10 protein-coding genes are annotated in these 11,975 nt (G+C 62.8%); all 10 read left to right on the forward strand.

Annotated features, from left to right (window positions below; translation table 11 throughout):
- The first annotated feature begins 36 nt into the window (after window positions 1-36).
- The 10 genes from AC1DJB_RS01255 to AC1DJB_RS01300 all read left to right on the forward strand — a co-directional run bounded on the left by AC1DJB_RS01255 (window position 37) and on the right by AC1DJB_RS01300 (window position 11,885).
- Entirely contained in the window at window positions 37-447 is a 411-nt protein-coding gene (locus AC1DJB_RS01255) for a hypothetical protein (RefSeq protein WP_284991330.1), read from the forward strand.
- Window positions 448-671: 224 nt separating this feature from the next.
- Window positions 672-968 carry a co-chaperone GroES gene (gene groES / locus AC1DJB_RS01260; RefSeq protein WP_028265041.1) on the forward strand — a complete coding sequence of 99 codons (297 nt, stop codon included), beginning with the start codon at window positions 672-674 and terminating at the stop codon, window positions 966-968.
- Window positions 969-1,054: 86 nt separating this feature from the next.
- Window positions 1,055-2,665 (forward strand): chaperonin GroEL, encoded by a 1,611-nt coding sequence (gene groL, locus AC1DJB_RS01265; protein ID WP_284991332.1) that lies wholly within the window; start codon window positions 1,055-1,057, stop codon window positions 2,663-2,665.
- Between the two features lie 343 nt (window positions 2,666-3,008).
- Complete coding sequence (locus tag AC1DJB_RS01270; RefSeq protein WP_476909839.1) at window positions 3,009-5,063, forward strand: acyltransferase family protein; 2,055 nt, start codon at window positions 3,009-3,011, stop codon at window positions 5,061-5,063.
- 207 nt (window positions 5,064-5,270) lie between these two features.
- Window positions 5,271-6,782, forward strand: coding sequence for an IMP dehydrogenase (gene guaB / locus AC1DJB_RS01275; RefSeq protein ID WP_284991334.1), 1,512 nt, complete (start codon window positions 5,271-5,273; stop codon window positions 6,780-6,782).
- 148 nt (window positions 6,783-6,930) lie between these two features.
- Complete coding sequence (locus AC1DJB_RS01280; protein WP_306958937.1) at window positions 6,931-8,067, forward strand: GuaB3 family IMP dehydrogenase-related protein; 1,137 nt, start codon at window positions 6,931-6,933, stop codon at window positions 8,065-8,067.
- Between the two features lie 100 nt (window positions 8,068-8,167).
- Window positions 8,168-9,928: a glycerol-3-phosphate dehydrogenase/oxidase gene (locus AC1DJB_RS01285; RefSeq protein ID WP_059387421.1), complete on the forward strand. Its 1,761-nt coding sequence runs from the start codon at window positions 8,168-8,170 to the stop codon at window positions 9,926-9,928.
- Window positions 9,929-9,967: 39 nt separating this feature from the next.
- Window positions 9,968-10,456 (forward strand): PTS sugar transporter subunit IIA, encoded by a 489-nt coding sequence (locus AC1DJB_RS01290; protein ID WP_059387422.1) that lies wholly within the window; start codon window positions 9,968-9,970, stop codon window positions 10,454-10,456.
- Window positions 10,457-10,527: 71 nt separating this feature from the next.
- A complete protein-coding gene (locus AC1DJB_RS01295; RefSeq protein WP_306958936.1) occupies window positions 10,528-11,370 on the forward strand; it encodes an SURF1 family protein in 843 nt (280 codons plus the stop codon).
- Window positions 11,367-11,885, forward strand: coding sequence for a DUF3817 domain-containing protein (locus AC1DJB_RS01300; RefSeq protein ID WP_059387423.1), 519 nt, complete (start codon window positions 11,367-11,369; stop codon window positions 11,883-11,885). The genes AC1DJB_RS01295 and AC1DJB_RS01300 overlap by 4 nt, the downstream gene beginning before the upstream one ends.
- Window positions 11,886-11,975 lie beyond the last annotated feature (90 nt).

An 11,975-nucleotide genomic window follows, 5' to 3' on the forward strand; every position in this document is an offset into this window, starting at 1 on the left:
GGAACCGCGACCACCCGGGCGGATAGGGTTGATGCCATGGAAGACAACCCAGTACGCCAGCCTGACGACGCCAATGGTTCTCCCTTTGCCCCCGATAAACGTCCCTTCGCCGGAAATCTCTCCAAGTACGCCCGCCCCGCACTCATCGTCGGTGTTTTGATTGCCGTTGTCTGCATTGCGCTCTTGATCATTATTTTCTTCCTCGACTCCTTCAACGCGGCCACCTACTCCATGACCGGAAAGAGCGTCCAGGACGCCACCGACGAGGCCCGGGACATCCGTGACACCTACACCGGTGCCCGCATCGCAGCGATCGTCGGGCTGGTGGTGTTCGGCGTCGTCGCGCTCGCCAGCGGCGTAGTGCTCTACCTGAACCGCGGAAACGCGCCGAAGGAAGACTATGACGACGGCGAGGACGTCGACTTCGACGACCTCGCCGGTCAATGAGCTACTCGAGCCGCAAGTGGCGCTTCGGGCGTTCACCCATGACGGAATTCTGGCACTCGCCTTGACCGAGTGCTAATGCTTACATAGAGTCTTGATTAGCACTCTCCCTAGGCGGGTGCTAATCATGCCGCCAGGCACTTACCGGCACCGCGACGACGGTAAGCCCGCCACGGCACCCCTGGTTTGATAGTCCATGTACTACCTCACGTAAAGGAGAGATCCGAGTGTCGGTCTCCATTAAGCCTCTCGAGGATCGCATTGTTGTCCGCCCGCTCGAAGCAGAGCAGACCACGGCTTCCGGCCTGGTCATCCCGGACACTGCACAGGAAAAGCCGCAGGAAGGCGAAGTTGTCGCAGTTGGCCCCGGCCGCTTCGACGACAACGGCAACCGCGTCCCCGTCGACGTAACCGTCGGCGACGTCGTCATCTACTCCAAGTACGGCGGAACTGAAGTCAAGACCGGCGGCAACGAATACCTCGTTCTGTCCGCCCGCGACGTTCTGGCGATCGTCGTTAAGTAATTCCCTGGATCCCGCATCGCAGATCGAGTCGGACTTCTTCCGGTCGAATCAGCGGTGCGGGTTTTCCGTCTTGAAAGGACACAACCATGGCAAAGCAGCTTGCGTTTAACGACGCTGCCCGTCGCTCGCTCGAAGCAGGCATTGACAAGCTCGCCAATACGGTCAAGGTCACCCTTGGCCCGCGTGGCCGCAACGTCGTTCTGGACAAGAAGTGGGGAGCTCCCACCATCACCAACGACGGCGTGACGATCGCCCGCGAAGTCGAACTCGACGACCCGTATGAGAACCTTGGTGCGCAACTGGCCAAGGAAGTCGCCACCAAGACCAACGACGTCGCAGGTGACGGCACCACCACCGCCACCGTGCTGGCACAGGCACTCGTCAAGGAAGGCCTGCGCAACGTTGCCGCCGGAGCCGCACCTGGCGAAATCAAGCGCGGCATCGAGGTTTCCGTCCAGGCCGTGGCTGCCCGCCTCCTGGAGAACGCCCGCGAAGTTGAAGGCACCCAGGTTGCCAGCGTTGCCGCGATCTCTGCCCAGAGCGATGAGGTCGGCGAGCTCCTCGCCGAGGCTTTCGGCAAGGTCGGCAAGGATGGCGTCATCACCATCGAAGAGTCCTCCACCACGCAGACCGAACTGGTCCTGACCGAGGGCATGCAGTTCGACAAGGGCTACCTGTCCCCGTACTTCGTCACTGACGCGGAACGCCAGGAAGCTGTTCTGGAAGACGCGCTCATCCTCATCAACCAGGGCAAGATCTCCTCGCTGCAGGAATTCCTGCCGCTCCTCGAGAAGGCCCTGCAGGCTGCCAAGCCCCTCTTTATCATTGCTGAGGACATCGACGGCGAGGCACTGTCCACGCTGATCGTGAACCGTATCCGTGGCACCCTGAACGTCGTTGCCGTCAAGGCTCCGGGCTTCGGCGACCGCCGCAAGGCCATGCTGCAGGACATTGCCACCCTGACCGGCGCCCAGGTTGTTTCCCCGGAGCTCGGCCTGTCCTTGGACCAGGTTGGCCTCGAGGTCCTCGGCAGCGCCCGCCGGATCACCGTCACCAAGGACAACACCACCATCGTTGACGGCGCCGGTACGCCTGAGGACGTCGCAGCGCGCGTCGCCCAGATCCGTGCAGAGCTGACCCGCACCGACTCCGATTGGGACCGCGAAAAGCTGCAGGAAAGGCTTGCGAAGCTGGCAGGAGGCATCGGCGTCATCAAGGTCGGCGCAGCCACCGAGGTCGAGCTCAAGGAAAAGAAGCACCGCATCGAGGACGCAGTGTCCTCCACGCGTGCTGCCCTTGAAGAAGGCATCGTCTCCGGCGGTGGATCCGCCCTCATCCACGCCCTCAAGGCACTGGACGAGGACTCTGCCGTCAAGGCACTGGAAGGCGACGCGGCTGCCGCCGTCGGCATCGTTCGCCGTGCCCTGACCCAGCCCCTTCGCTGGATCGCCCAGAACGCCGGCTTCGACGGTTACGTCGTCGTGGCCAAGGTTGCCGAGCTGGAAGCCAACCACGGCTTCAACGCGAAGTCCGGCGTGTACGAGGACCTGATCGCCGCCGGCGTGATCGACCCCGTCAAGGTCACCCGCTCCGCACTCCAGAATGCTGCGTCCATCGCAGCCCTGGTTCTCACCACCGAGACCTTGGTTGTCGAGAAGCCGGCCGAGGAAGACGAGCACGCAGGCCACAGCCACTAGTCCCCACCGCCTCCCTAGCCTCGCCTTGCTTCGGCCAGGGAACCCGGGCGGTGTGGGCCCATCTGTGTGAAAGAAGGCCCGGTCCCCTTGCGGGGGCCGGGCCTTTCTTTTTAAAGCAACGCGGGGTCACTTACGGCCCGTTGGGTGCTGCCGGATGGGCCGTAAGTGACCCCGCGTTGCCCGGAAAACGGCATGGAGGATTGACCCAGACAACGCTCCGGAAGCTCCCAGCCCCTTGTGTCCTAATGGATCATAGGAAGTTGGTTGAACGCGGTCTCAATTGACGACGAACATTTCGAATCAGTAGGGTAGACGGTTTGAGTAGCACCCTGGAGGCAAGACTTTGACAACCACGCGCCCGATTGCGCTACGGCGAACTAGCGGCGAGACGCAGAAATCGGCCCCCAAATCAACGTTCCGTCCTGAGATCCAAGGGCTTCGATCTGTTGCCGTCCTCATGGTTGTCACGTACCACATCTGGTTCGGCCGGGTCTCCGGCGGGGTGGATATTTTCCTTCTGGTCTCTGCATTCCTCATGACGGCGCAGTTCACACGGCGGTATGCCGGTGGGAGGCAGACGGAACTGATCAAGCACTACCTTCATCACTTCCGGAGGCTCTTGCCGGCAGCCGTGACGGTGATCGTTGGAACGCTGGCCGCCACTTTCCTCTTCATGCCGGCCACCCGCTGGGTCGATACCATCAAGCAGGGCTGGGCTTCACTCTTCTACGTTGAGAACTTCCTGCTGCAGTCGCAGGCAGTCAACTACTACGCCGCGGACCACAGCCTGGCCAGCCCGCTACAGCATTTCTGGTCGCTGTCCATCCAAGGACAGGTCTTCATTGTCTGGCCGATCATCTTCGTGGGCGCTGGCTGGGTGGCGAGGAGGTTCAGGCTCGCGTACGTTCCCCTTCTGCGTTACATCTTTGGATTAGTCTTCCTGGTTTCCCTGGTGTATTCGGTCCTCTACACCGCTTCGGACCAATCGGCGGCCTACTTCTCGACGGCGGCCAGGCTGTGGGAGTTTGCCCTGGGAACTCTTCTGGCACTTTTCCTGCCTTCGGTCAAAATACCCAGGTCGGCCAGGATCGTCCTAGGCTGGCTCGGTATCCTGGCGATGCTCAGCTGCGGGCTCATCCTCGACGTCGAGGGGGTCTTCCCCGGGTGGTTGGCCTTGTGGCCAACGCTGGCCGCAGCCTGTATCCTCGCGGCAGGCCAGACCCAGAGCCGGTTCGGAATCGACCGGATCCTCAGTTCCAAGCCGCTCGTGCGGATGGGAAACAATTCGTACGCCCTCTACCTCTGGCACTGGCCCATGTTGGTCATCTATCTGGCTTGGTCCGGCAAGACCCACGCCGGCTGGTTGTCCGGCACAGTGATCATTGTTGGTGCCTTCCTCCTGGCTGTTCTGACCACCAGGTTCATCGAGAAGCCGTTGCGGGAGTGGAAGTGGCCCGAGGCCAACCGGCGCAGAAGCGCGATTTCGCTGGTTGCGGTAGGGGCCGTGGCTATTTTGCCCTTGGCGGGTTGGCCCCTGCAGATCGAGCAGACAAACCGTGCCTTGGTTGCAAACATGGATGCCCGCAACCCCGGAGCGGCGGCCGTGGGCGGGGACTTCGTGTACACCCCCGATCCAGGAGTGCCCTTGGTTCCAAGCATGACCGCCGTTGATGGGGACTGGCCGGTTTTCCCGACCGCCTGCACAGGGACCGCGGACCCGCAGGAGTTCGTCAACCGATGCACCAACGGGATCAAGAACGGGACGAAGTCCGTGGTGGTCATAGGCAGTTCGCACGCCCACGTGCTGAACACGCCGCTGCTTACGATGGCTGCAAAGAACAATTGGAGCCTGACGTCCATCACGAAGGGATATTGCCCGCTTGGCGAGGACACCGCGGCAGACATTACGCAGGCATGCGTTGACTTCAACAAGGCCACGCTCGCAGAGGTCCTGAAGATGAAGCCGGATGTTGTGGTGACGACCAGTACGCGCACCAATGCTCAGAGCAACGTCCCGGAGCGGCTCGATCCTTCCTGGGTCACGGAAGTAAAGACCCTCAACGACGCCGGAATCCAAGTGGTCGCCTTCCGAGACACACCACGGGCAGCGCAGCCAGTTCCCGCTTGCCTTGAGAAGAACCCCGGCGCGTATGTTGCCTGTGGTTCCCAACGCGCCGAAATCTATTCGGAAGACTCCCCGACGGGGGCCGTCGCCGCGGCAATGCCCGACACGAAATTCCTGGACCTCTCGAAGTACTTCTGCCCTGATGCGAATTGTCCTGCAGTGATCGGCAACGTGATTGTCTACAAGGACGACAACCACGTGACCGCCACCTACATGAAGACCCTGACCCCATACTTCGAGAAGGCGTTCATGGCCGCGACCGGGTGGAGCTAGGCGGCCAGAGTTGGGTTGTCCAGCGGCTCGGCGGCGGATGCCGGGTGCTGTTGCTCACATTGCCCTCGCGGAATATGGGGATCGGCGGCGAGGTTCTACTATTTATTCAGAACCTTTCTGCACAGGCCAGTCCCGTAATGACGGGCTGGTCATCAGCTGCAACCCCTACCAGAGCAACCCCCAAGAACCAAGGTAAGAGGCGCACTCATGACCCAGCCCGAACACGATCCCTTTGGCTTTGTTGGCCTGACCTATGACGACGTCCTGCTGCTGCCGGGCCACACCAACGTCATTCCGTCCGAAGCTGACACCTCCTCCCGGATCTCCAAGCGGATTTCGGTCCAGACCCCGCTGCTGTCCGCCGCCATGGACACTGTCACCGAGTCCCGGATGGCCATTGCCATGGCCCGCCAGGGTGGCCTTGGCGTCATCCACCGCAACTTGTCCATCGAAGACCAGGCCGACCACGTCGACCGCGTCAAGCGCTCCGAGTCCGGGATGATCACCAACCCCCTGACCATCCACCCGGAGGCCACCCTTCAGGAACTGGACGAACTGTGTTCGCGTTACCGGGTTTCCGGCCTGCCCGTGATCGACACGGACGGCCGTCTACTCGGTATCGTCACCAACCGCGACACCCGCTTCGTGCCGGAGTCCGACTTCCCGCTGAGGCTGGTCAGCGACGTCATGACCAAGATGCCGCTCATCACGGGCCACGTGGGCATCAGCCGCGAAGAGGCTTCGCACAAACTGGCCACCAACAAGATCGAGAAGCTGCCCCTCGTTGACGAGCAGGGTCGCCTCAAGGGCCTGATCACCACCAAGGACTTCACCAAGGCCGAGCAGTACCCGCTCGCGACGAAGGACGAGGAAGGCCGCCTCCGGGTCGGCGCAGCCATCGGTTTCTTCGGCGACGGTTGGGAACGGGCCATGGCCCTGATCGACGCCGGTGTCGACGCACTTTTCGTGGACACCGCCAACGGCCACTCGCAAGGTGTCCTGGACATGATCACGCGCCTGAAGTCGGATCCCGTCGCTGCCCACGTTGACATCATCGGCGGCCAGGCCGCCACCCGCGAAGGCGCCCAGGCACTGATCGACGCCGGTGCCGACGGCATCAAGGTGGGCGTGGGCCCGGGCTCCATTTGCACCACGCGCGTTGTTGCCGGTGTGGGCGTTCCCCAGATCACGGCTATCTACGAGTCCTCGAAGGCGGCCATCCCCGCCGGTGTTCCGCTGATCGCCGACGGCGGCCTGCAGTACTCGGGCGATATCGGCAAGGCCCTCGTGGCCGGTGCCGACACCGTCATGCTCGGCTCATTGCTGGCTGGTTGCGACGAGTCGCCGGGTGAGCTGATCTTCGTGAACGGCAAGCAGTTCAAGAGCTACCGCGGCATGGGTTCCCTGGGGGCCATGCAGTCCCGTGGCAAGAACACGTCCTACTCGAAGGACCGCTATTTCCAGGCGGACGTTTCCGGTGATGACAAGCTCATCCCGGAAGGCATCGAAGGTCGCGTCGCCTATCGCGGCCCGCTCTCCTCGGTGGCGTACCAGCTGGTCGGCGGCCTGCGCCAGACCATGTTCTACACGGGTGCCCCGACCATCGCCGAACTCAAGGCACGCGGTAAGTTTGTGCGCATCACTGCGGCCGGACTCAAGGAGTCCCACCCGCATGACATCCAGATGACCGTCGAGGCTCCGAACTACGGTTCCCGCTAGGCGTAAATTCCTATCCCAGGCAGTTCCAAGCGAGCCCGCCACCTCCACTATGGGGGCGGCGGGCTCACTTATTTATCAGGCATTGCCTGTCGTCATGGTCTGCGTCACCCTGCCGGAACATCGCGCCGCACTGGGATAACCTAGAGCAGTGACTTACGAGATTGAGATTGGCCGTGGCAAGCGTGGGCGTCGTGCCTACTCCCTGGATGACATCGCGATCGTCCCCAACCGCCGGACGCGCGACCCCAAGGACGTTTCGGTCTCATGGCAGATTGATGCCTACAAGTTTGAGATGCCCGTGATCGCCGCACCCATGGACTCCGCGATGTCGCCTGAAACGGCCATCGCGCTTGGGCGGCTGGGCGGCTTGGGCGTTCTGGACCTCGAGGGCCTGTGGACGCGGTACGAAGATCCCCAGTCCGTGCTGGACGAGATCTCTGCCCTTGCGGATGAAACGGCCAGCCCGACGGTCACCCGGCGCATGCAGGAGCTCTACAAGGCCCCCATCCAGCCCGAACTGATCACCACCAGGCTCGCGGAAATCCGCGCATCGGGCGTGACAGTGGCCGGCTCGCTGACACCGCAGCGCACCCAGGAACACTACAAGACAGTGGTGGCCGCCGGCGTCGACATTTTTGTCATCCGGGGCACCACGGTCTCGGCCGAGCACGTCTCAAAGAACCATGAGCCCCTGAACCTCAAGCAGTTCATCTATGAGCTCGACGTCCCCGTGATCGTCGGCGGGGCTGCCGGCTACACCCCGGCTTTGCACCTCATGCGTACCGGAGCGGCCGGCGTCCTGGTGGGCTTCGGCGGCGGCGCAACGACTACCACGCGGCGCGCCCTCGGCATCCATTCGCCCATGGCTTCCGCCATTTCCGACGTCGCCGCCGCCCGCCGCGACTACATGGATGAATCCGGCGGACGCTACGTGCACGTGATAGCCGACGGCGGCATGGGTACTTCGGGTGACATCGTCAAAGCCATCGCCATGGGCGCCGACGCCGTCATGCTCGGCAGCGCCTTGGCCCGTGCCGAAGAGGCCCCGGGCAAGGGCTGGCACTGGGGCCAGGAAGCCCACCACCTTGAGCTGCCCCGCGGCGACAGGGTCAACGTCGGCACCGTCGGTCCCCTCGAAGAAGTACTCTTCGGGCCGGGCCACCACACCAACGGCACGTCAAACCTGATCGGCGCGCTCCGCCGCTCCATGGCGACCACGGGCTATTCGGACCTGAAGGAGTTCCAGCGGGTCGACGTCGTCGTCTCGCCATACTCGGGCCAGTAGCTCCCGCTCGGGCCGCTTTAGCGCAGGCGAAAACCCTGCCCAAGCCGCTAGACAAGAAGTAGTGTGGGGAACTACGGGCTTGTGCGATGGGAGGCGTCCAATGAGCAGTGTTGCAGATGGTTCGCAAAGGATTGATGCATCAACCGGTGCGTTGAGTCCGGAGGCGCGGGAAAGATCCATCGAAGTCCTCAGGGGAACCACGGAGCCTGGCAAGGAACTCGACATCCTCATCGTCGGGGGAGGCGTAGTGGGGGCCGGTGCGGCGCTGGACGCGGTGACCCGCGGTTTGTCGGTGGGCATTGTCGAGGCCCGGGACTGGGCTTCCGGCACGTCGTCACGGTCTTCGAAGCTGATTCACGGCGGCTTGCGTTACCTGGAAATGCTCGACTTTGCGTTGGTCCAGGAGGCCCTCCAGGAACGTGGTTTGCTGATCCAGCAAATCGCCCCACACCTCGTGCGCCCGGTTCCGTTCCTGTATCCGCTGACCCGGCGTTTCTGGGAGCGGCCCTACGTTGGTGCCGGCATCTTCCTCTACGACACGCTTGGCCTCACCTCCGGCCACAGCCGCGGCGTACCCATGCACAAACACCTCTTCCGGCGCGGAACACTGCGGGCAGCACCCAGCCTCAAGAGCGATGCCTTCGTCGGCTCCATCCGCTACTACGATGCACAGGTCGACGACGCCAGGCTGGTGGTCAATGTCGTCCGCACGGCCGCACATTACGGAGCGCACGCCGTGAACAGGATGCGCGTGGTGTCGTTCGTGCGGGAGGGCGAACGCGTGGTCGGCGCCAAGGTGGAAAACCAGGAAGACGGCAGCATCATCGAAGTCCGCGCCAAGCAAGTGGTCAATGCCACCGGAGTCTGGACGGACGAGACCCAGGCCATGGTGACGGATCGCGGCCAGCTCAAGGTCCGTGCATCCAAAGGCATCCACCTTGTGGTCCCGCGCGACCGCTTCCAGTCCACGGTCGGATTGATCCTGAGGACTGAAAAGTCCGTGCTGTTCGTCATTCCTTGGGGGCGGCACTGGATCATCGGCACAACGGACACCGACTGGAAGCTTGACAAGGCGCATCCTGCAGCGTCTACCAAGGACATCGACTATGTTCTTGAACACGTCAATCGTGTCTTGAAGCGGCCCTTGACCCGTGAGGATGTCGAAGGTGTCTACGCCGGACTGCGTCCGCTGCTGGCGGGGGAGAGCGACTCCACGGCCAAACTTTCACGCGAACACGTGGTGGCGCACCCGGTTCCAGGCTTGGTGGTGGTTGCGGGTGGAAAGTTCACCACGTACCGGGTCATGGCGAAGGACGCGGTGGACGAAGCGACCCGGGCCATGGACGAGCGCGTGCCGGCGAGCTGCACCGATACCATCCCCCTCCTGGGCGCCGAGGGATTCAAAGCCGCGTGGAACAGGCGGGGAAGAACCGCCGACGAGGCCGGGGTCCACGTTGCCAGGGTGGAACATTTGCTCAACCGCTACGGCTCCATGACCCCGGAAGTCCTCGCCATCATCAAGGACAACCCGGCGATGGCGGAGCCGCTGCCGGGGGCAGACGACTATTTGGCGGCAGAGGTCGTCTATGCCGCGACCCATGAGGGTGCCCGGCATGTCCATGACGTCCTGACCCGGCGCACCCGCATCTCGATCGAGTCGTGGGACAGAGGTGTTTCCGCGGTCCCTGTTGTCGCTAAGCTGATGGGAGAAATTCTTGGCTGGAGCGATGCGCAGCGGGAAAGCGAAATCAAGCACTACCTGGCCCGGGTGGAAGCTGAACGGCTCAGCCAACAGCAGCCCGACGATGAATCGGCCGATGCTGCGCGCATGGGCGTCGATGACATCGTTCCCCTCCGCTGAGCGGCCCGGGTTGGCTGGCCACACTGGAGGGAAAACGACTTGGCGGAACCACTGGACCCGTATGATGCCGAACTAACCACGCCGGAGACCGTCATCCTTGAGATGGAAGCGGTAGACAAAACAGATGCCGCGGGCCAGCTCGCGGAACGGCTGTACGCAGCCGGGCGCATCACGGACCTTGAGGGCTTCCTCGAAGTCGTCAACTCGCGCGAGCACCAACTTGCTACCGGGCTGCCGGGCGGCATTGGCCTTCCGCATGCCCGCAGCGAGTATGTCTCCAGGGTCTCCATCGCTGTTGGTGTCACGAAATTCGGTCATTCGTTGGACTTCGGCGCCAGCGACGGACCGGCCACGTTGGTCCTGCTCATCGCTACGCCCGCCAGCTCATTCTCGGACCACCTGGAAGTCCTCGCGACCTTGGCCCGCTCGCTGTCCAAGGAATCGTTCAGGGAATCCCTCCGGCGCGCCCACGATCCCGAAGTCATCGCCGAACTGATCAACTCCAGCTTGGTTTTCTTCGACCACTGAACTTGCCCCACTCTAGGAGAGAAGGCCCTCCCGTTTAGCTGTTCTACAGCTTGACGAAGTACGGTTAAGGGGTGTTGAAAACCGCTCTGAAGCCCCGCTGGATCGCAGGACTTGTCTTTGCGCTCCTGCTCTCCGGGGTGTTTGTGCTGCTCAGCCAGTGGCAGTTCGGCAGATCCACCCAGAGCGACGCCCCGGTTGACGACCCCGCTGTGGAGCAGGTCAAGCCGCTTACCGGGGAATTGCAGCCTGGAACGTTCTTCCCGGGTTCGGCGTCGGACCAAATGGTCAGTGCCAAGGGTAGTTACGATCCCACCAAGCAGGTCCTCGTGGAGGGCCGGCTGCTCGCAGGGCAAAAAGGGTACTGGGTAGTGACCGCGTTTGCGGTCGACGGAGCACCTGTCCTCCACGGCGTCGGCGCAACCGGAAAGACGTGGATCCCCGTGGCCCGCGGCTGGGTCGCCGATCCCGCCCAAGCCGGTCCGCCGCCGTCGGGCACCATTGAACTGACCGGACGGCTCCTGCCGTCCGAGGCGCCGGTGCCAAACGTCGACGCCGGAGCGGGACGCGCCTCTGCGGTCTCCGTCGCGGAACTCATCAACACGTGGGACGTCTCGAGCTATCCCGGCTTCGTCGCCGCGACGTCGGAAGTATCCGCGGGCAAGACCCTCGAACTTCCAGCGCAGCTGAAGCCCTTGAATATCCCGGCCCAACCACCCAACCAACAGATCAACTGGCTCAACCTTTTCTACTCCGTGGAATGGGTTGTCTTTGCAGGATTCGCCCTCTACATCTGGTGGCGCATGGTGGCCGATGACTACCGGCGCACCCTTGAAGACGACGAGGAAGAGCCCGACGACGAACACCCGTCAGACGATTTGCCAGCAATTACCAAGCCAGAACAGGTAAAGCCATGATTGAGCCCAAACCGGCCATCCAGCCCGAACAGTCCGGAGAATCCGCCGCGAAGCCAAGGGCGGCCAAGAAGCGCCGCTTCGGCGGAACGACGGCGCAGATCCGCTCGGCCCTGAAGTTCTACAAAGTCATGGCTTACCTCACCGGCACCATGCTGTTGCTTCTGTGCGCCGAACTCGTCGCGCGCTATGTGTTCGGCGTGTATCTCTTCGCCGGCGGTACCAATGCGATCACCGGTCAGCCTTTCGGTTTCGGATTCGCCGACGCCGAGTCCAAGGCGGTCCTGGGCGGGGTCAACGTTTCCGTGGGGGTCCTGATCGTCCACGGTTGGATGTACGTGCTGTACCTCATCTCGGATTTCCGCTTGTGGTCGCTCATGCGCTGGCCGTTCACCAAGCTCGTCCTGCTCGCCTTGGGCGGCGTCGTCCCTCTCATGTCCTTCATCGTGGAGAAGAAGTTCCACTCTGAGGTAGAGATGGAACTCGCCGCGAATCCGCAGGCCTCCAAGCGCTACTGACGGGCGTGGTCCGGCGGTCACTGTGAGATCGCTAACGTCGGACTGGTTCCGGGGCTGATTTCCGGGCTTCACGACCGGCTTCAAGGTGCA

Source organism: Arthrobacter sp. 01T428 (assembly GCF_056398685.1).